General features: G+C 64.4%; 23 protein-coding genes and 1 pseudogene. 15 read left to right on the forward strand and 9 right to left on the reverse strand.

All coding sequences use genetic code 11. The features are described from left to right. Nucleotides 1-789: a helix-turn-helix transcriptional regulator gene (locus BRA471DRAFT_RS29750; protein ID WP_007614091.1), complete on the reverse strand. Its 789-nt coding sequence runs from the start codon at nt 787-789 to the stop codon at nt 1-3. A gap of 117 nt (nt 790-906) precedes the next feature. Further along, nucleotides 907-1,086, reverse strand: a pseudogene (locus BRA471DRAFT_RS37680) (DUF2200 family protein); the annotation flags it as partial. A 79-nt stretch (nt 1,087-1,165) separates the two neighbouring features. Between BRA471DRAFT_RS37680 and BRA471DRAFT_RS38550 the strand changes: the two are divergent. Then, nucleotides 1,166-1,396, forward strand: a complete 231-nt coding sequence (locus tag BRA471DRAFT_RS38550) for a hypothetical protein (protein WP_007614092.1) — start codon at nt 1,166-1,168, stop codon at nt 1,394-1,396. A gap of 108 nt (nt 1,397-1,504) precedes the next feature. Beyond that, nucleotides 1,505-2,086 carry a hypothetical protein gene (locus BRA471DRAFT_RS29760; protein WP_007614093.1) on the forward strand — a complete coding sequence of 194 codons (582 nt, stop codon included), beginning with the start codon at nt 1,505-1,507 and terminating at the stop codon, nt 2,084-2,086. 28 nt (nt 2,087-2,114) lie between these two features. Here BRA471DRAFT_RS29760 and BRA471DRAFT_RS29765 read toward each other — a convergent pair whose 3' ends face one another. From BRA471DRAFT_RS29765 to BRA471DRAFT_RS29775, 3 genes are all read right to left on the reverse strand, one after another. Then, nucleotides 2,115-3,320 carry an LLM class flavin-dependent oxidoreductase gene (locus BRA471DRAFT_RS29765; RefSeq protein ID WP_007614095.1) on the reverse strand — a complete coding sequence of 402 codons (1,206 nt, stop codon included), beginning with the start codon at nt 3,318-3,320 and terminating at the stop codon, nt 2,115-2,117. Nucleotides 3,321-3,376: 56 nt separating this feature from the next. Continuing rightward, nucleotides 3,377-4,606: an acyltransferase family protein gene (locus tag BRA471DRAFT_RS29770; protein ID WP_007614096.1), complete on the reverse strand. Its 1,230-nt coding sequence runs from the start codon at nt 4,604-4,606 to the stop codon at nt 3,377-3,379. Nucleotides 4,607-4,691: 85 nt separating this feature from the next. Then, a complete protein-coding gene (locus BRA471DRAFT_RS29775) occupies nt 4,692-5,819 on the reverse strand; it encodes a helix-turn-helix domain-containing protein (protein WP_007614097.1) in 1,128 nt (375 codons plus the stop codon). A gap of 206 nt (nt 5,820-6,025) precedes the next feature. On the opposite strand from BRA471DRAFT_RS29775, the gene napE reads away from it, so the two are divergent. The 6 genes from napE to BRA471DRAFT_RS29805 all read left to right on the forward strand — a co-directional run bounded on the left by napE (nt 6,026) and on the right by BRA471DRAFT_RS29805 (nt 11,402). Next, nucleotides 6,026-6,211 carry a periplasmic nitrate reductase, NapE protein gene (napE, locus tag BRA471DRAFT_RS29780; RefSeq protein WP_007596178.1) on the forward strand — a complete coding sequence of 62 codons (186 nt, stop codon included), beginning with the start codon at nt 6,026-6,028 and terminating at the stop codon, nt 6,209-6,211. A gap of 25 nt (nt 6,212-6,236) precedes the next feature. Further along, nucleotides 6,237-6,551: a chaperone NapD gene (locus BRA471DRAFT_RS29785; RefSeq protein ID WP_007614109.1), complete on the forward strand. Its 315-nt coding sequence runs from the start codon at nt 6,237-6,239 to the stop codon at nt 6,549-6,551. 16 nt (nt 6,552-6,567) lie between these two features. Then, complete coding sequence (gene napA / locus BRA471DRAFT_RS29790) at nt 6,568-9,081, forward strand: nitrate reductase catalytic subunit NapA (RefSeq protein WP_007614111.1); 2,514 nt, start codon at nt 6,568-6,570, stop codon at nt 9,079-9,081. Next, a complete protein-coding gene (locus BRA471DRAFT_RS29795) occupies nt 9,078-9,548 on the forward strand; it encodes a nitrate reductase cytochrome c-type subunit (protein WP_007614113.1) in 471 nt (156 codons plus the stop codon). The genes napA and BRA471DRAFT_RS29795 overlap by 4 nt, the downstream gene beginning before the upstream one ends. Further along, complete coding sequence (locus BRA471DRAFT_RS29800) at nt 9,545-10,198, forward strand: NapC/NirT family cytochrome c (protein WP_007614115.1); 654 nt, start codon at nt 9,545-9,547, stop codon at nt 10,196-10,198. Before BRA471DRAFT_RS29795 ends, BRA471DRAFT_RS29800 begins: the two co-directional genes overlap by 4 nt. A gap of 88 nt (nt 10,199-10,286) precedes the next feature. Further along, entirely contained in the window at nt 10,287-11,402 is a 1,116-nt protein-coding gene (locus BRA471DRAFT_RS29805) for an ATP-dependent RecD-like DNA helicase (protein WP_007596183.1), read from the forward strand. 102 nt (nt 11,403-11,504) lie between these two features. On the opposite strand, the gene BRA471DRAFT_RS29810 is transcribed toward BRA471DRAFT_RS29805, so the two are convergent. Beyond that, entirely contained in the window at nt 11,505-13,202 is a 1,698-nt protein-coding gene (locus tag BRA471DRAFT_RS29810; protein WP_007614116.1) for a caspase family protein, read from the reverse strand. 243 nt (nt 13,203-13,445) lie between these two features. Here BRA471DRAFT_RS29810 and msrA point away from each other — a divergent pair, with 243 nt between their 5' ends. The 4 genes from msrA (at nt 13,446) to BRA471DRAFT_RS29825 (ending at nt 15,405) form a co-directional block, all read left to right on the forward strand. After that, the gene (gene msrA / locus BRA471DRAFT_RS29815; RefSeq protein ID WP_007614117.1) at nt 13,446-14,150 is read left to right on the forward strand and encodes a peptide-methionine (S)-S-oxide reductase MsrA; all 705 of its coding nucleotides are present in this window, start codon (nt 13,446-13,448) and stop codon (nt 14,148-14,150) included. 57 nt (nt 14,151-14,207) lie between these two features. Next, entirely contained in the window at nt 14,208-14,627 is a 420-nt protein-coding gene (msrB, locus tag BRA471DRAFT_RS29820; RefSeq protein ID WP_007614118.1) for a peptide-methionine (R)-S-oxide reductase MsrB, read from the forward strand. A gap of 108 nt (nt 14,628-14,735) precedes the next feature. After that, nucleotides 14,736-14,900 carry a DUF3309 family protein gene (locus tag BRA471DRAFT_RS37210; protein ID WP_007596187.1) on the forward strand — a complete coding sequence of 55 codons (165 nt, stop codon included), beginning with the start codon at nt 14,736-14,738 and terminating at the stop codon, nt 14,898-14,900. 211 nt (nt 14,901-15,111) lie between these two features. After that, complete coding sequence (locus BRA471DRAFT_RS29825; protein ID WP_007596188.1) at nt 15,112-15,405, forward strand: hypothetical protein; 294 nt, start codon at nt 15,112-15,114, stop codon at nt 15,403-15,405. Between the two features lie 78 nt (nt 15,406-15,483). On the opposite strand, the gene BRA471DRAFT_RS29830 is transcribed toward BRA471DRAFT_RS29825, so the two are convergent. Next, nucleotides 15,484-16,041: a DUF4112 domain-containing protein gene (locus BRA471DRAFT_RS29830; protein ID WP_088931212.1), complete on the reverse strand. Its 558-nt coding sequence runs from the start codon at nt 16,039-16,041 to the stop codon at nt 15,484-15,486. Between the two features lie 61 nt (nt 16,042-16,102). Continuing rightward, entirely contained in the window at nt 16,103-16,528 is a 426-nt protein-coding gene (locus BRA471DRAFT_RS29835) for a DUF5413 family protein (RefSeq protein ID WP_007614120.1), read from the reverse strand. Between the two features lie 133 nt (nt 16,529-16,661). On the opposite strand from BRA471DRAFT_RS29835, the gene BRA471DRAFT_RS29840 reads away from it, so the two are divergent. From BRA471DRAFT_RS29840 to BRA471DRAFT_RS29850, 3 genes are all read left to right on the forward strand, one after another. Further along, a complete protein-coding gene (locus tag BRA471DRAFT_RS29840; protein WP_007614121.1) occupies nt 16,662-16,907 on the forward strand; it encodes a hypothetical protein in 246 nt (81 codons plus the stop codon). A gap of 36 nt (nt 16,908-16,943) precedes the next feature. Continuing rightward, complete coding sequence (locus tag BRA471DRAFT_RS29845) at nt 16,944-17,171, forward strand: hypothetical protein (protein ID WP_007614124.1); 228 nt, start codon at nt 16,944-16,946, stop codon at nt 17,169-17,171. Nucleotides 17,172-17,341: 170 nt separating this feature from the next. Further along, the gene (locus tag BRA471DRAFT_RS29850; RefSeq protein WP_007614126.1) at nt 17,342-17,704 is read left to right on the forward strand and encodes a hypothetical protein; all 363 of its coding nucleotides are present in this window, start codon (nt 17,342-17,344) and stop codon (nt 17,702-17,704) included. A gap of 159 nt (nt 17,705-17,863) precedes the next feature. Here BRA471DRAFT_RS29850 and BRA471DRAFT_RS29855 read toward each other — a convergent pair whose 3' ends face one another. Beyond that, the gene (locus BRA471DRAFT_RS29855; protein ID WP_007614133.1) at nt 17,864-19,486 is read right to left on the reverse strand and encodes a hypothetical protein; all 1,623 of its coding nucleotides are present in this window, start codon (nt 19,484-19,486) and stop codon (nt 17,864-17,866) included. Between the last annotated feature and the right edge of the window lie 11 nt (nt 19,487-19,497).

The raw sequence follows: 19,497 nt of genomic DNA on the forward strand, positions 1-19,497 counted from the left end.
TCAGTTCAGGCCGCGCGGGCCGGCGAGCAGGCGCAGCACGATTGCAAACAGCTCGCTTTGCGAGGAGATGCCGAGCCGTTCATAGGCGCGCTTGCGGTACGTCAGGGTCGAATGCAGGCTGATGCCGAGCGCCTGCGAGATCGCCTCGGAGCTGAAGCCGGAGAGGATGCGCCGGCAAACGTCCTGCTCACGCGGGGTGAGGCTGGCGAGCGGCGCGCGCGTCGCGAAGAGCGCGGCGAGAGATTGCTCAGTCGTCGCCGACGAGCTGTGCTGGAAATGGCGTGCTACGCTCGCACTGATGGCCGGTGCGATGGCCTGAAGTCGCGCGCGCTGGGCGTCGCTGAAGCGGCCCTGGACAGCGATGCGATAGAAATTGACGTAGAAGCAGGTATCGTCGACCCAGATCGCGGTCGCGCATTTGTCGACGATGCCGGAATCCACAAAGAACATTTTTCGGTAGCGCGCGCCGTACATGCGCGGCGCGAAGGCCGGCAGCACGAGCGGCGCGCGGCCCTCGCCTTCGAACAGCGCATCGCGGTTGGGATCGGATTGGTGGAACTGCCCGGCATAGGCCGCGCCCAGATCGCCGCCGATCGGGATGTTGCCGGCATCGAGCAGGCAGTGTGCGGCGCCCGCGCGGCTCAGGGCGAACACCATGCAATGGCCGACCCCGGCCTGCCGGCGCAGTGTATCGATCAGGATATCAGGGAAATCCGGGCGACCGATGGCGAGCACCGCGGGTGTGACATAGCCAGCCGCCGGATTTGCGGGCGTCCCGTGAGGGCGCATCGTTTTCTCCCTATCGCCTTTTGATGAAATTTATCAGCAATGGCCGCGCGGCGGAAGGCGGGTGTCGTCGGATATCCGCCGCAAGGTCGCCAAGCCAGGCTGACCAGGGCTGGCGCCTCAGGCGGCACTTTTCCGCAAAATCTTGTCCATTGCTTTTCCCTTGGCCAGCTCATCGATCAGCTTGTCCAGGTAGCGGATCTCTCGCATCGTCGGCTCTTTGACATCCTCCACCCGGACCCCGCAAACCACGCCTTTGATCAGCGCTCGCGATGGATTGATCTTGGGGGCCCCGTGATATGGGTCACTGAAGGTTCAAAGCAGTTGCGGCACTCTGCATCGTGGCCGCAACCCGCCACCCAAAACAGGAGGACCTCACATGAAAGCCGCTCGCTTCGCTGTCTTCGCCGCCCTCGTCGGACTCGGCTCTCTGCTCGGATCCGCACATTATTCACCTGCTGCAGCAGGCTTCGGCTCGCAATACGGATGGATGGGAAACAAGCCATACATGGATTGCCTCAAATACGTGGGGGCCTTCGGTGCCGACTACCCGAACCGAAACAAGAATATCGAAAGCTGCAAGCGTAACTACCTCCCGGGCGGCCGCTGAGCTGACTGTCTCGACGGTGTATTGCCGGCATTCCCTGCTGGGTTAGCAGAATTCGCACCAGCAGTGCATGCTCGGATTTCAAACTTACTCGAAGGCAGAGGCGAAGCCATGCTCAAGGTCGAACCCACACTTGAAAATCTGGCATCGCATATCCAGCGGCAGGACCGATCGCTGAAGGCAATGAGATGGAGCGTTCTAGGGGCTACGATCATGGCGGCTGCGGCGATCATTTCGTCGCAATGGCATGCGACCGTAAACGCCGATGCGGTCAAGACCAAAAGCCTCTCTGTGGAAACAATAGCCTTGCGCAATGGCACCGGAAAAATTGTCGCCTTGATCTCGTCCACTTCCGACGGAACGCCGCATATCTCGCTCTTCGATAGCCGCGAGAAGGTGCGTCTCAGCATCGGGCTTCGCCAGGATGGTGCACCTTCGGTGTCGCTCCTCGATACGGAGCAAGGTCATCGGGCGGTGCTGTCCCTGAATGATCATCAGGATGCGTCCTTGACGATGTACAATGCTGCAAAACTTCCCCGCGCGACGCTCGCTGTGGACTCCGCCAGTTCGGGGCACATGGTTCTCTTCGGGACCGGCGGTGGTCTAAACCTCTCCGCGTTGGATGGCCGGGTGCAGTGGACGCCGGTGGACGGAGCCGTCCAGAACGTCCAGACGAAAACGGAATCCAAATAAAGTCAGCCGGCCGCGGCGGTGAAAGACCCTACCCCGCCGCCGCCTTGGCCGGCGAGACGCTGACGGCGAGCTTGCCGTAGCGGTCGGTGAAGGCCTCGGTGTCGATCTCCTCGAGCTTGATCTCGCCGCTCATGACGCCCTGCTTCCAGGCGGCCTGCGCGGGATCGTTCTGGAATTCCGGCATCACCTCGCGGCCGAACAGCTCCAGCGATTCGCAGATGTGCTCGTGGCTGTTCTTGCCCGCCTGGTTCAGGAGGATGACCTGGTCGATGTGCGAGCCCTGGAAGCGCTTCAGCTTCCTTCGGATCGTCTCTGGCGAGCCGATCAGGCCCCCGCGCAGCGCCGCCTCCTGCGCTTCCGGGTTGTCGCGCTTCCACTTGTTGTACTCGTCCCACATGTTGACGGTGTAGGGCGCCGGACGCTGGCGGTTCTGCGAGGCGCCGTAGAAGCGCAACGCGAACTGGAAGAAGGTGGCGCCGTCGGCCCGGGCGCGGGCCTCCTCGTCCGTCTTCGCGCACATGAAGAACGACACCAGCGCCATGTTCGGGTTGATCTCGTAGTCGGCGAGCTTGGTGAGCCGCTTGGTCATGGCGTTGTAATAGGCGTGCACCCAGGCATGCGCGGCATCCGCGCTGACGAACTGGAAACCGAGCGCGCCAAAGCCGTGCCGTCCCGCGCGTTCGATGGTCTGTAATTGCGAGCAGGCCATCCACAAGGGCGGATGCGGTTTTTGCACCGGCTTCGGAACGACATTGCGCAAGGGGATGTCGAAATATTTGCCGTGGTGCTCGCTTCCCGCGTCCTTGAACATCGGGAAGATCGCGGCGACGGCTTCCTCGAACACCTCTTTCTTGGTCTCCATGTCGCGGCCGAACGGCGTGAGCTCGGTGATGGAGGCGCTCTCGCCCATGCCGAATTCGCAACGGCCGTTGGAGAGCAGATCGAGCACCGCGACGCGCTCGGCGACACGTGCCGGGTGGTTGGTGGTGAGCTGGAGGATGCCGTGGCCGAGCCGGATGTTCTTGGTGCGCTGGCTCGCGGCCGCGAGAAACGATTCCGGCGACGGCGAGTGCGAGTATTCTTCGAGGAAGTGATGCTCGACGACCCAGGCGTGATCGTAGCCGAGCCCGTCGGCCAGTTCCATCTGCGAGAGCGCGTTCTGGTAGAGGCTGAGCTCGTCGCCGGCCACCCACGGACGTGGCAGTTGCAGCTCATAGAAGATGCCGAACTTCATGACGCCTCTCCCGCTTATTTTTGTTGCGGGCATCTTAATGCGCGGGGCGGCGCTGTCTACGCAGTCGCAATTCCGCCTTGCGGGAGAACACGCTTCTCAGCGCGGCGGCCATTCAGCACCGTGCCGATGAAGGTGAAGCGCACCAGCAGATGATAGCTCGCCAGCATCGAAGGAAGCGCGACGACGAGAATGATCGCGAACTTGATCAGCCCGGGCCAGTCGAGCTGCGACAGCGCGACCTGCAGCGCCATCACGATCGGCAGGTGGATCAGATAGAGCCAGTAGGAGGCGTCGGCGAGGTAGCGCCAGGTCGGGCTGAAGCCCGACATGAAGCGGAGGGCGAGGCCGATGACCGCGAAGGTCGAAATCCATATCGCCGGCGCATACAGGATCACGGAGACAAGCCGGAGCGTGGCAAAGCCGAAAGGCAGTTTCGGTGCACCCGGCGCGGACGTCATCGCCCCAACCAGCACGAAACTGATCAGGATCAGAGTGATTGCGAGCAGAAGATGCGGGAGCCAGCGCCGCTCAATCAGCCGCAGCAGATCGATCTGCCGATGCAGCAGCCAGCCGATCGCGAAGGCGGTGCCGAAGCCGATCCAGGCCTGCGCGTTGGTGATGAGCGATTGATCCGGCGTCCTCACGCCCATCACATTGATCCAGCGTTGATCGAGACAGAAGGCGACGCCGATCGGGATCGCCAGAACAAGGGGGGCCAGCGGACTTTTCATGATCCCGGCGAAGACGCGGTCAATTACCACTCGCCACCCGCCTGACGCATCTAGCCAGACAAATGCGCCGCGCAGCAGCAGAACGGCGACATAAAGCTCCAGCAGCACATAGATGAACCAGAGATGGGTCAGGGGGAAATTCGGCAGCACCGGTGGCCAGCTGCGGGACCAGCCGCCGTTCGGGAAATGAGACGCCCAGATCGCGATGAAGTACATGGGCGTGAACAGGATCGGCCAACCGATCACGAGCGGCAGCCCGATTCTCAGGAGCCTGTCGCGGACGAAGCCCCTGACGCCCCGGCGATGAAAGCTCATGCGGGCGAAGAAACCCGCCATCAGGAAGAAGGTCGTCATCCGGAAGACGTGGATGGTGAAGGTCAGCAGGCCCAGGAGCAGGCTTGGATGGGTGTCCTGGATGAACCAGAACCGGGGCGTGGCGGGCACGAACGACATGGCCGCGTGCAGGACGATGCCGAGCAGCAGGGCGCCGCCCCTGAGTGCATCAAGAGCGTGCAGCCGTTCCGATGCAGGGGTGGCGGCGGTCGAAGGTGACATGGGTGGGCTCATTCGGCTGGCGAGAGGATCTGCCGGACAGTCTGCCCAATCGGGGCGCGGCGTTCTCGCCTGATCCAAAAATCGGCTAGCCGATTTCGCGGCGCGGCTGGCTGAGTTCAGCGCTGTCGGGCCGGCTCAGCGCCTCGCGCCGGAATTCGGTCGGGGTCATGCCGGTTTCGGCCTTGAACGCGCGATTGAAAGGTCCGATCGACTGGAAGCCCGCATCCATGGCGATGGTCAGCACCGGGACCTCCCGCTGCGTCGAGTCGGACAGCGCCAGCCTGGCGTCCTCGATACGGTAGCGGTTGAGGAACGCATTGAAGTTGCGATAGCCCAGCCCTTCATTGATCGCTTGGCGCAGCCGATGCTCGGGAACGTCGAGCCGCGCCGCGAGCGCTCCGATCGCAAGGCCTTCCTGGCGGTAGGTTCGCTCGACCGTCATCAGATGGTCGAGACGCCGGAGCAGGATCGGGTCGACGACGGCCTGCCCCGCGGCGGCGCGATCGGCGGCCGGGGCTTGCCTCCCCGCCTCGCCAGATGCGATCGCGGCCGTGGCGTCATCGACGGCCATCGCCGGCGCGCTGAACAGGCCGATGGCGGCAAGCATGGCCACGATGAACAGCCCGAGCGCGGTCGGGAGACTGCCGGGCGCGCCGGGAACCGCGACGGGAATTGCGGCGAAGCCGGCGACGGCGACGGTCGCGATGAGCACGACATTGATCGCAAGCATCGCCAGCCGCAGTCGGCGTCGCCGCGCGACCAGATCGGCTCGCCAGGTCTTGACCGTCTGAACCGCGGCAGCGAGGGCCAGCACCAGGGTGGCCAGAGCCAGGACTCGCCCGCCTGCGCCGGCCAAAGCGGGCCAGTTCGCCCAGCCCAGCGTGATCGCAAATCCGAAAGCCACGATGCTCAGCCACAGGGCGCCGTGCCAACGCCTCAGCACGAAATCGTCGTCGAACGCCGCGCGCGCCCACAGCCAGAACACCGCAGGCTGCGCGGACAGGATCGGCAACACCCACCACCAAGCCGTTTTGGGCAGGTTGGGCGCCGTCGCGATCGCATAGAATATGCCGCCTGCGCACATCGCGATGCCCAGAAAAGCCTGTTGGCCGGTCGCACGACGCAGCAAGGCCACGAGAACGATCAACAGGAACACGCCGCTCGCCGCGCCGCGAAGTCCGAGATCGATCGCCGTCAGCCCTGTCGCGGTCACAGCTCGTATCCCCGTTCGATGCCAAATTGTCGCATCGCCTTCGCACGGGTACAACCCAAACTTGCGGCTGGCTAAGGCCACAGCGACCGCCGCAAATTGACAGGTTGATCCAGATCAAGGCGTCAGTGGCCCTGCTGCATCTAAAGTGCGGCAAGGCAACGGCCCGGATGCCGTCCCAATCCCCACATTTTCAGACGAGACCGAATATGTCGGCCCCCGACGACGCGACTTCGCGCGTGCGCCGTAAGCGCATGGAGATTTTCGCTTTCCTGTTCCTGACCGCGATCGTGATGCCCGTCCTCGCGGTCGGAACGGTCGGCTCCTACGGGCTCGGCGTCTGGATCTACCAGATGTTCGCCGGCCCTCCCGGCCCACCGCCCTCCCCGCATTGATTCCTCGAAGCGAAAGACAGGCATCATGGCCGAATCCAAACTCAACCGCCGCGCCTTGATCACCGGCCGGGTGCTCAGCGCCGACCGCATCGTCGCGCCACCCGGTTGCGAAATTGCCAGCATCATCGTGCAGGCCCGCCCCGAGCGTCTGGACCAGCTGGAAGCCGCGATCACCGCCCTTGCCGGCTGCGAGATTCACGGCCGCGATGCGCGAGGAAAGCTCATCGTCGTGACCGAGGCGCCTGATGCCGGCAGCCTCGGCACCCTGCTCAACACCATCCAGTCGCTGCCCGACGTCTATTCCGCGGCCCTGGTCTTTCACGCCATCGAAACGGCTTAAGGCCGGGAGAGTCGTCATGACATCGCCAAAGCTCGACCGCCGCCAGATGCTGAAGCTCGAGGCCGCCGCCATTGCGGCCGCCGCTGCGGGCATGCCGGCACCGACGCTCGCCGCAAACCTCGTCGCCGAGCGCGACGTCGCCGAATTGAAATGGGACAAGGCCGCCTGCCGCTTCTGCGGTACCGGCTGCTCGGTGATGGTCGCGACCAAGAACAATCGCGTTGTCGCCACCCACGGCGACATCAAGGCCGAGGTCAATCGCGGCCTCAACTGCGTCAAGGGCTACTTCCTCTCCAAGATCATGTACGGCCACGACCGCCTGACACAGCCGATGCTGCGCAAGACGGGCGGCAAATACGACAAGAACGGCGAATTCACGCCTGTTACCTGGACCGAAGCCTTCGACATCATGGAGGTGAAGTGGAAGGAGGCGATCAAGAAGCGCGGGCCGAACGGCGTCGCCATGTTCGGCTCCGGCCAGTGGACGGTCTGGGAGGGCTATGCGGCCGTGAAGCTGTTCAAGGCCGGCTTCCGCACCAACAACATCGACCCCAATGCACGCCACTGCATGGCCTCCGCCGTGGCCGGCATGATGCGCACCTTCGGCATCGACGAGCCGGCCGGCTGCTATGACGACATCGAGGCCACCGACGCCTTCGTGCTGTGGGGCTCCAACATGGCGGAGATGCATCCGATCCTGTGGACGCGCCTCGCCGATCGCCGGCTGTCCGCACCGCATGTTCGCGTCGCCGTGCTCTCGACCTTCGAGCACCGCTCGTTCGACCTCGCCGACATCGGCATGATCTTCAAGCCGCAGACCGACCTCTACATCCTCAACGCCATCGCCAACCACATCATCAAGACCGGCCGGGTCAACAAGGACTTCGTTGCCGCGCATACCATCTTCAGGCGCGGCCAGACCGACATCGGCTACGGCTTGAGGCCCGAGCATCCGCTGCAGAAGAAGGCGACGGGCGCGGCGAAGGCCAACGATTCCACCGAGATGAGCTACGACGAGTACGTCAAGTTCGTCTCGGAGTACACGCTGGAGAAGGCGGCCGAGATGTCGGGCGTGCCGCTCAACCGGCTGGAGGCGCTGGCCGAGCTCTATGCCGACCCCAAGACCAAGGTGGTCTCGTTCTGGACCATGGGATTCAACCAGCACACCCGCGGCGTCTGGTGCAACAACCTCGTCTACAACATCCATCTGTTGACCGGAAAGATCTCCTCGCCCGGCAACAGCCCGTTCTCGCTGACCGGCCAGCCCTCGGCCTGCGGCACCGCGCGCGAAGTCGGCACCTTCTCGCACCGCCTGCCTGCGGACATGGTGGTCACCAACAAGGAACACCGCACCAAGACCGAGCACATCTGGCAGGTGCCCGAAGGCACCATTCCCGACAAGCCCGGCGCGCATGCCGTATTGCAAAGCCGGATGCTGAAGGACGGCCTGATCAACGCCTATTGGGTGCAGGTCAACAACAACCTGCAGGCTGGTCCCAACGCCAACGAGGAGACCTATCCGGGCTTCCGCAACCCCGACAATTTCATCGTGGTCTCGGACGCCTATCCGTCGGTGACAGCGCTCGCCGCCGATTTGATCCTGCCGACCGCGATGTGGGTGGAGAAGGAAGGCGCCTACGGCAATGCCGAGCGGCGTACGCAGTTCTGGCATCAGCTCGTGGCTGCCCCGGGCGAGTCGAAGTCCGATCTCTGGCAGCTCATGGAATTCTCAAAGCGCTTCAAGATCGAGGAAGTGTGGCCGGAGGAGCTGATCGCCAAGAAGCCGGACGTGCGCGGCAAGACGCTGTTCGACGTGCTCTACAAGAACGGCCAGGTCGACAAGTTTCCGGTCTCCGACATCGAGCAGGGCTACCTCAACGACGAGTCCAAGGCGTTCGGCTTCTACGTCCACAAGGGCCTGTTCGAGGAATACGCCACCTTCGGCCGCGGCCATGGCCACGACCTCGCGCCGTTCGACACCTATCACCGCGAACGCGGCCTGCGCTGGCCCGTCGTCAACGGCCAGGAAACAAAATGGCGTTTCCGCGAAGGCAGCGATCCCTATGTCAAGCAGGGCACCGACGTGCAGTTCTACGGCTATCCGGACGGCAAGGCGCGCATCTTCGCCCTGCCTTACGAGCCGGCGGCGGAATCGCCAGACAACGAATATCCCTACTGGCTTTCGACCGGCCGCGTGCTGGAGCACTGGCATTCCGGCACCATGACGCGCCGGGTGCCCGAGCTCTACAAGGCCTTCCCCGAGGCCGTGTGCTTCATGCATCCCGACGACGCGCAGGAGGCGAAGATCCGCCGCGGCGACGAGGTGAAGGTGGTCTCCCGCCGCGGCTTCATCCGCGTCCGCGTCGAGACCCGCGGCCGCGACCGGCCGCCGCGTGGCCTCGTCTTCGTGCCGTGGTTCGACGAGTCCAAGCTGATCAACAAGGTGACGCTGGACGCCACCGATCCGATCTCGCTGCAAACCGACTACAAGAAGTGCGCCGTGCGCATCGAGCGGGTGAACGTGTCATGATGAAACGATTTGGAGTAGCGCTGCTCGCAGTCGCGATCGCGGCCGGCGCGAGTTCGCTGACCGCGCAGACGGTGACCTCAGGCCTGCGCGGCCCGACCCCGCTCAACGACGAAGGTCCGGCGCCGCCGATGCTGCCGAACCGCAACACCTCCGAAAGGGAAGTGCGCAACTATCCGGAGCAGCCCCCTGTCATTCCGCATACGATCGACGGCTATCAGATCGACCTCAACGGCAACAAGTGCCTGTCCTGCCATGCGCGGGCGCGCATCGCGGAATCGCAGGCGCCGATGGTCTCGATCACCCACTTCATGGATCGCGACGGCCAGTTCCTGGCTTCGATCTCGCCGCGCCGCTTCTTCTGCACGGAATGCCACGTGCCGCAGAACACCGCCAATCCGCCCGTCAGCAACGACTTCACCGACATCGACACGCTGCTGTCGCGTGCAAGCCCCGGTGGCCGCCGATGACGACGACCGCCGATGAGCCCGACGAGGGAATGAAGGCCAAACGCAGCTTCGTCGCGCGAAGCTGGGACTTTGCGCTCGAGCTCTGGCAGGTCCTGATCCGTCCGAGCTCGGTGTTCGGGCTCGGCGTGCTGGTGCTGGCGGGCTTCATGGCCGGCGTGATCTTCTGGGGCGGCTTCAACACCGCGCTGGAATTGACCAACACCGAAAAATTCTGCACCGGCTGTCACGAGATGAAGGACAACGTCTATGCCGAGCTGAAGTCGACCATCCACTTCGCCAACCGCTCCGGCGTGCGCGCGACCTGTCCGGATTGCCACGTGCCGCACAACTGGACCGACAAGATCGCCCGCAAGATGCAGGCCTCCAAGGAGGTCTGGGGCAAACTCTTCGGAACGATCGACACCCGCGAGAAATTCCAAGATCACCGGCTCGAGCTGGCGGCGCATGAATGGGCGCGCTTCAAGTCCAACGACTCGCTGGAATGCCGCAACTGCCACAGCGCCGATTCCATGGACATCACCAAGCAGTCGCCGCGGGCCTCGGTCGCCCACCAACGCTTCCTGTTCACCAAGGAAAAGACCTGCATCGACTGCCACAAGGGCATCGCCCATCATCTGCCCGACATGCGCGGCGTTCCCGGCTGGCAGTAGGAGGCCCCGCCCGGCTTGAACCGGCGGTGCGAATGGTTAGTTTTGGGGCTGGCGAATCGCTCCGTTTCGCCCCCTCCTCAAGACAGACATGGCCACATTCACCCCGCATCAGGATGCCGCGCTCAAGGCCGTTGGCGACTGGCTCAAGGCCAAACCCGGCCGCAACGGCACGCCGCCGGTGTTCCGCCTGTTCGGCTATGCCGGCACCGGCAAGACCACGCTGGCGCGGCACATCGCCGACGGCGTCGACGGCGAGGTGAAGTTCGCCGCCTTCACCGGCAAGGCGGCGCTGGTCATGCGCAACAAGGGCTGCGACGAAGCCTCCACCATCCACTCGCTGATCTACCGCACCCGAGAATCCGGCGAGGAACAACCCAGCTTCGAGCTGTGGGACGACGCTCCGGCCTCCAAGGCCAAGCTGATCGTGATCGACGAATGTTCGATGGTCGATGCCGAATTGGGCCGCGACCTGATGTCGTTCGACTGCCCGCTGCTGGTGCTGGGCGATCCGGCGCAGCTGCCCCCGATCCAGGGCGGCGGCTTCTTCACCAATACCGAGCCGGACGCGATGCTGACCGAGGTACACCGCCAGGCCCAGGACGACCCGATCGTGCGGATGTCGATGGACGTCCGCGAGGGCCGCGAGCTCGACATCGGCCGCTACGGCGAGAGCGAGGTGGTGTCGCGCAAGGAGCTCGATCCTGATCGCGTCATGGCCGCCGACCAGGTGCTGGTCGGCCGCAACAACACGCGGCGCGCGTACAATATGCGGGTGCGCCAGCGCCAGAACATCGAGGACGTCTTCCCCGTCGCCGGCGACAAGCTGGTCTGCCTGCGCAACAACCGCAAGAAAGGCCTGTTCAACGGCGGGCTGTGGCGCGTGAAGTCGCGCAACACCTCGCGTTCGAAATCCCGCATTCTCAGCATGAGGCTGTCGCCGGACGAGGATCTCGGCCACAAGGTGACCAAGGTCTCGGTGCGCGCCGATTGCTTCGAGGGCGGCGTCGAGGCGATCGCCTGGGAGCAGCGCAAGCCCTATGACGAGTTCGACTACGGCTATGTGCTGACCGTGCACAAGTCGCAGGGCTCGCAATGGGACGACGTCGTGCTGTTCGACGAGAGTTTTGCGTTTCAGGAGAGTCGCGCGAGGTGGCTGTACACGGGCATCACGCGGGCTGCGAAGCGGCTGAGCATTGTGGTGTGAGGCTGCCGTGGCTGCCGTAGCCCGGATGAGCGAAGCGATATCCGGGACAGACGGACCCGCATGTCGCTACGCTCATGCGGGCTACAAATTCGAGCGCGGCGTTCACTTCCCCGCGACGAAATAAAAATCCTCTCTTCCCGGCGGCGAGCCGTACGAAAACGGCTGCTGCACGTGCTTGGTCACAAGCCAGACGTCGTCGCGGACGATGTCGAACAGCTTTCGGATCTCGACGCGCGGCACCTTGATCTCGCGGGCGAGCGCGGTGGCGAACGGGCTGTCGGCGCCGCCGTCGCCGTCCATCGCGGTCTCGCCGTGCTTGGCGGCATAGACCACCATGAAGCCGGCGCCGGGCTCGATGTTGGAAAAGCCCTTGTCCACCAGCTTCAGCGACAGCGTGCGCTGCATGGTCGGCGCGAACGGATTGTCGCGGCAGGCATCCAGCATCACCAGACGCACTTTTCGCGCGGCGCCCACCGCCGCGATCACCTGCTCCAGCGCGACCGCCTGGGTCTCGGCGTCCCTGTCGGCGGCAAGCTTGGCATCGACGGGAACGAGGTAATTGACGCCGCCGATCTCGAAACCGTGGCCGGCGTAATAGACCACCGCCCAATCCGCCTTTTCCGCCTCGGCCGCAAACGTCTGCAACGCTTCGAAGAACTTGTCGCGGGTCAGGTCGCTGACGGATATCACGGTCTGGAAGCCGACATCGCGCAGCACGCTTGCGATCATCTTCGAGTCGCGTGGCGGATTGGGCAAGGCGTGGACGTTCTTGTAGGCGCCGTTGCCGATCACCAGCGCCACGCGGCGTCCCGTGGATCCGGCCGACGGCTGCGGGGTCAGCGCGGCTAATCGCTCCTGCGCAATGGCGCGGGCGCGCGCGACATCGAACTCGTCGAACTTCGTCAGCGAATAGGCCGCCGCGCGATAGTCGGCACGGGCCTGGGCGAGATCCTCCTTGCGCTCGTAGATCTGGCCGCGCCCCGAATGCGCCCGCACATTGTTCGGGTTGATCTGGATCGCAATGTTGTAGTCCTTCAGCGCGGCCTCGAGATCGCCTTTCAGCATGTTGACGTCGGCGCGATTGTTGATCGCGTACACGTTTTTCGGCTGCTTCTCGATCAGGCCGTTGCAATCGGCGAAGGCCTGGTCGAACTTGCCCATCATGCCGTAGGTGATGCAACGATTGCTGGTGATCTGCGGCGCGGCCGGTTCGATCTTCTCGGCCTCCGCGAAATCGGCGAGCGCGCCATCAAAATCCTGCATCAGCGTGCGCACGCGGGCGCGGTTGGTGTAGCCGAGCAGAAACTTGGGCGCGTATTTGATCGACAGGTTGAAATCGTCGAGCGCGCTTTGCAGCGCCCCCCGGCGCACCTGGATGATGCCGCGGTTGTTGTAGGGGACACCGTAGGTCGGACGCTTCTGGAGCGCGAGGTTGTAGTCCGCCATCGCAAGGTCGTCCTGGCCCGTCCGCTCATAGGCGAGGCCGCGCAAATTGAGCGTGACGACGTTGTCGGGATCGAGGTCCACGGCCATGGACAAGGTCTCGATCGCGTGGACGTAGTCGCGCTTGTTGATCAGCGTATTGCCGCGCACGGAGAGCGCGATGGCCTTGTCCTTGCCGGTGAGCCGGTCGGCGTTGAGTAAATTGTCGCAGGCCTGCGCCCTCGCCTGCGCATCCGCCTGGCGGTCGCGACAGATGGCGAGGTCGTCGCCGGGTTTCGGATCGGCCGCCGCGATCGAACTCCAGCCGGCCAGGATGGCGAGCACGGGGACGAGGGTCAGGGATACGACGCGCAGCATGTTGTCAGGTCAGCTCCAGCCATCATTCTTTAGGTCGATCACCGATCGCACCGGTTCATCTAGCGCGGAGTTCCGGTCCTCGCCAAGCCGGCTCTTCCAGGCGGCGCGTTTCACAGACTCGTGTCCGTCCGGCCGTAACAATCGCCCGGTCCGCCCGTATCTGGACTATCCGAAATTGCCGGGCAGGCTGTTCGCCCGGCCCCAATCGCCCTAGACTGTCAGACCTTCCGAAAGAGGATTGCCATGCGCCGACCCGCCATCCTGTCCCTGCTCGCCGCAACCACCGCCCTGACGCTGGCTTTTGCCGCGCCGACCCGGGCCGCAGAGGATGCGGTCGTGATCCCCGCTCCCGCGGTTGATGCGGCGCCCGCTAGCGGGATCCAGACCGCCGTGATCGCCGGCGGCTGCTTCTGGGGCGTGCAGGGCGTGTTCCAGCACACCGCAGGCGTCGTCAACGCGGTCTCCGGCTACGCCGGCGGGACCAAGGCGACGGCCGACTACCAGACCGTATCGAGCGGCCGGACCGGCCACGCGGAATCCGTCGAGATCAAATACGACCCCAAGAAGATCTCCTACGGCAAGATCCTCCAGATCTACTTCTCGGTGGCGCACGACCCGACCCAGCTCAACCGGCAGGGCCCCGACAGCGGGACGCAATATCGCTCGGCGATCTTCACCACTTCCGACGAGCAGGAGAAGGTGGCCGAGGCCTATATCGCCCAGCTCAACGGCGCCAAGGTCTTCAGCAAGCCGATCGTGACCAAGGTCGGCGCGCTGGAGGCTTTCTATGCGGCGGAGGCCTATCACCAGGATTATCTGACGCTGCACCCGAACCAGCCCTATATCGCCTACAACGACCTTCCGAAGGTCGAGAACCTGAAAAAGCTGTTCGCGGATAACTATATCGAGAAGCCGACGCTGGTGAGCGCCAGCAAGGCCACCAACTGATCGCGAGATCACTGAACAAGATCACTGAAAACAAGATCATCGAAAAACGGGAGACCCATGCCCGACACCAAGACGAAAACCACGGACGACAAGGTCATCAAGAGCGAAGAGCAATGGCGCAGCGAGTTGTCGCCGATGCAATACGCGGTGCTGCGCGAGAAGGCGACCGAGCGTCCCTTCTCCGGCGAATATGAACACGACCACCGCGCCGGCATCTATACCTGTGCCGGCTGCGGCAACGAGCTGTTCGAGTCCGACGCGAAGTTCGATTCCGGCTGCGGCTGGCCGAGCTTCACCCAGCCCGCCGTCGAGGGCCATATCGACGAGGAGCGGGACGTCAGCCACGGCATGGTCCGCACCGAGGTGCTGTGCGCCAAGTGCAGCGGCCATCTCGGCCATGTCTTTCCCGACGGCCCGGGGCCGACGGGCTTGCGTTACTGCATCAATTCCGCAGCGCTGAAGCTCGAGCCCAAATAAACCTCACGCGGCGCCGGGTTCCGTCATGGAACCCGGCGCCGCGATGTGCTTTTCTCACCTGGTGGTGCGGCCGGCCATGGCGTTGCGGCGGCCGCCAGGGAGGATGCCATGACGCTTGGGACCATCCTGATCATCCTGGTGATCATTTATCTCGTCGGCGGCCTGTCGGGCCGCATCGGTGGATACGGTTACGGAATGGGTCATTCCGGCATGGGGATCGGCGGCCTCGTCCTGGTGGTGCTGCTCGTGCTGCTGCTCCTTGGCAAGCTATAAACCGTTCAAACCACTGATATCGTTGAAACTTTCACGGTTGCGGAGCTGCCATGCGTGGATTCATCATCTCGCATCGCGGGGGTCGCAATTTTGTCAAAACGGGCTATATTAGAGGACGAAAATGACATGTGCGGCGCCCACCCAATGGTGGCCTCTGCCGGTCCCAACCCCACGCGCTTAAAGCCCCAGAGAGATCACGAGGTCTTTGACCATGCGTCCACTGCGTCCGTTCAACTTCAACACTTCCGCCGAACTCTTCCCCGCTGCGATCCGCAAGAAGAAGCGTGCAGGATTCACCTATCGCCGGTTCGGCACCGCGGCCGAAGCCGTGCAGTTCGCGATGGAGCAGTTGCCGACGGATTCGCTGAACGGCGCCTATCTCCAGGTCGAGGAAGCGCGCTTCGACCAGAACGGCATCCGCTCGCTCTATGAGAGCGAAGCCTTCCCGCTGCCCCGCCACCGCAAGCCGGTGGAAGCCAGCACCGACGCCGCCGACGCGGCATAAGTTTTCGTAAAGCACTCCGATGTGCGCTGAAAGCGCGATGGCCGAAAGGCCGTCGCGCTTTTTGCGTTTTGGGGCGTGTCAGATGCGCGGCTGCTTGTCGAGCCAGCGGCGGAGCAGGCGCACGTTGCGCATGTTGGCACGGAACATGACGTCAAAGGCGTCGCCCGCGAACGGGACGATGCCGACGACGCCGTCGAGGGCGACATTGCCGAGCATGCGCGCAGTGATGTACCAGGGCGCCCCGAGCGCCCTCGCCTCTCGCACCAGCCAGAGCGAGATCGCGGTGGTGATGATGTCGCCGACGACGGGGATCAGTCCGATCAACCCGTCGATGCCATAGCGGATATTGGTTCCGGGCAGCACGAAGGCGACGTCGAGCAGCTTTGCGATCGCCTCCATCCGTGCGATCCGCTGCTCGCGGGTCCGATTGCCGAACGGGTTGCCAGCAAATGGACTATCTTTGCCGAACTCGAAGCGAAACTCGCGAAAGCCCTGCTCCAGCGTTTCGGGCCGGATCTCGTGACCATCCTGATCGATGATCGGCCCACGCCCCTCGGTGCCCGAAGAGGCCGCACCCGCGCGGCTTCCCGAACGGGAGCGACGCGGAGCAAGGATATCGTCATCGGGCATGGTCATGGCCTGTAGGGAACGCGCCAGCGCGGCGGAGGTTGCTGCGGCGTGATCGAAGGTCGCGCCCTCAAGTCTGTGCTGCCGCCGGCTGCGGCTCCTCGACATATCTATGCACGAGCCAGGATGAAATCACCGCCGGCACGAAGCCGACGAGGCCGTACAGGATGAACTGCACCGCGCCCGAGTCCGGCCCGCGCGAGCTGTAGGTCAGCGAGGCCAGGATGAAGGCGAACACGCCGACCAGCAGCATCCGCAGCACCGGGCCGATCCGGCGGATGTGGACCAGGATGTCGTCGACCGCTCCGATCATCAGCGAGGGCAGGAATCCGAACAGATAGCTGTATTGCAGGGACTTGAAGAACACCGCGAACAGCTTGCCGACCTCAGCGAGATTGGTCTGGGTCCAATAGCCGGACTGATAGGTCGTCGTCAGCAGCAGCAGGAACCCGCCCACGAACGGGCCAACCAGCGCAAACACGAGATAGCGTTTCATCAGGCACCCTCATCCTTCGCCCCGTTATAGCAGCGCCGCGGGAACCTTGAATAGCGGGAGGTGCGGGCTCTGCCCTGGGAACAAGCGGCATAGCGACGGACTTGAAACTCACCTGTCAGATCTGGAGCCGCCGATGTCCCGCAAACTGTTCTTCCTGGCGACGATCGCGCTGGCGGCCGTGAGCGGCCTGTCGAACGCGCCCGCTTTCGCACAAGGCCATATGGGTTCGCCGCAAGAGCAGAAGGCCTGTTCGCGGGACGCCTCGCGCTTCTGCCGCAAGGACCTCGGCAACGACATGGCCGTACAAGGCTGCTTGCAAGCCAACCGGGCCAAACTGTCGCGGTCCTGCAGCAAGGTCTTTCAGAGCCACGGCATGTGAGGACCGGAACCATCCCGGCGAACGGAGAGTGAAGCCATGTTGCGCGACGAACAGCTCTCGATTCTCAGGGACATCAGCCAATCCATCGCCTTTGCCGACGACCGGCACGGCAAGATAGGCGAGCTGATCGCCGACGGTTACGTGATGAAGGACGGCGATCTGTTCGAGCTCACGGCAAAGGGCGTTACGGCTGTCGAGGAGCACGCAGCGCTTGGCGCAAGCGATGCGGAGCAAGCGAGCGTATCCTCCGATCGATTGATCTGATCGCACGCGAGTCGCATTGTGCGTGACGTGCGCGCAACAATTGCGAATTCCTTTTCGCTTGCCATTGCGGCCGCGCGACAATGGCGCATACTTGATTCGGGCGGCGCAGCACTTTTCGATTCGAACATCACGAGAGATCGAGCGACCACATGCGGGATTGAGGTCCCGGCGTGAAGGCTGTGACATGCGGCAGATCAAGCCGCGTGCGGCGCCCCAAAATCAAGTGGCTCAAGCCCACGGAACTCGGGGACGCATTCTGCATGACACGCAATCAGACGATCGCAACTCTCTTCGCCGTCACAACCGCAGCCATCGCATTCCAGACATCGCCCGGCCTCGCCTTCTCCTCCGAAGCGCAGCAGATGTGCTCCGGCGATGCCATGCGGCTGTGCTCGAGTGAGATCCCCGACATCCCCAGAATCAGGGCCTGCATGGTGCAGAAAAAGGCTCAGGTCAGCCCCGGCTGTCGCGCCGTGATGGACCGCGAGCACGCAGCCGCGACATCGCGCAAGCGGGAAGCCACGGCGCAGTAGAGAGAGCGTACCTGCGGCCATCCTTCGAGACGCCCGCCCAAGGGGCGGGCCCTCAGGATGAGGTCTCGTTTCGCGGCGAGATATCAAACCCTCATGGTGAGGAGCCCACCAAGGCGGGCGTCTCGAACCATGCAGGCCGAGGTCTCACGGAGTAGAGATCTAGTCGCCCCACTGCGCGAAGGCGTCGTTGAAGGCGCGCTCGCCGGGAGCGCCCTTCTCGATGGCGATGATGGCGCGGCGCTGGTTGGCGTAGACCAGGGGCACGTCGAACCAGGAGCGCTCCTTCAGGAGCTGGACGTTGCGGCTGCGGTCGGCGTCGACGTTGGAGAGGCCGACCAGAAAGAAGCCGTCGGTGACCTTGACCGCGAGGCCTGCGAGCGGCGTGCCGCGTGCCTGCTCGTTCGACTTCATCAGGATGCCCGGCACGTTGGCGACGCCGCCGCCCGAAAAGTCCGCCGGCAGCACGAAGGTCAGCTCCGCCGTGTGGCTCGCCGGCAGCGAGGAATCGGTGTTGCGGCGGAACGACATCGTCATCTTGAACTTGCGGTCGGGGATCTCGATGTCGGCGCGCACGGCGACGTCGGCCTTCTGGTTGCCCGACGCCTTGATCGGCTCGAGCCGCCACACCACCGAGCCGACATATTGCTTGCCCTTCGGATCGGATGGATCCTCGTCATAGAGCACGACCTTCTGCGCCACCGGCGCGACCGGCTGGTCGCTGGCCGAGGGCTGGCCGACGCGATCCGGAATCTTGGGCTTGCTCTGCGGCTGAGACGAATCCCTGGGCGCCTCCACCACCTGCGTCGGCGAAGACTTCAGCAGGTTGGTCGCGGTCTGGACCAACTGCTTGCCCCAGAGGATACCGGCACCGACCAGGATCAGCACGATGCCGACGGCGATCGCGCTCTTGAACGGAAAGGCGGAGCCGGTACGGGCGCGCTTCTTCTTCGTGTCGCGATCGAGAACGGGGATGTGCGGACGTTGCGACGGCGGCTGCGACTGCGGCGCGTAGCGCTCGGCCTCCTCAATCGATTCGTCGTAGGAATACGGCGCGTCCGCCCCGGCGGCGCGATTCTCCAGGCTCGGCTCGAGCCGGTCGAATTCCGGCGAGGGCGAGGGCACGTTGGCGTAGGTGCGGCGCGCGGCACGGTTGGCTTGCGCGGCGGCGCCGCCGAGATCATTGGCGTCGGCCGTGATGTCGCGGAAGCCGCGCACGCCCGGTGCCGGCGGCAGCGGCGGTCCCATGTCCGGCGGACGGCGGCCACCGGCGCGATCACGTCCGGCCGGCGGAGGCTCCGGCATCGACGGCGGTGCCGGCGGACCCGGCTGTCGCGGCGCGTCGAAACGCGGAGCCCGCGGCGCACGCGGGGCCTCGCCCTGGTCATCGACATTGAAGGAGGGCCGGTCGGCGCGCGGCGGCGGCGGCGGAGCCGGACGGGTGCGCGGCGGGGCGCCGGTTTGGGGCGCTGGCGCGTTGCCCTCGGTGGCGCGGGTGCTGGCGCGGCGGAAGGCATCGCCGCTGCCGCTGCTGCGGGTGCCGCCACCGGGGCGCGAGGCCTCGCGGGCACGCTGGGCAGCCTCCGATTCCACCTTGCGGACGGCCTCTTCCAGCGAGAGGCGCTCGCGGGTGATCTCGGATTCGGAGAGCGGCGGCTGTACGCTGCGGAGCTGCGCGATCAGCGCCGTGCGCGCCCGCTCGTAGAGCGCGCGACGGCTCTCGCCGGGAGCGTTGGGGTCCAGGGCGGCAATAGCGCGGGCGATCAGCGGATAGTAATCAGCCATTTCTACTCAAT

Source organism: Bradyrhizobium sp. WSM471 (genome assembly GCF_000244915.1).
GTDB lineage: Bacteria > Pseudomonadota > Alphaproteobacteria > Rhizobiales > Xanthobacteraceae > Bradyrhizobium.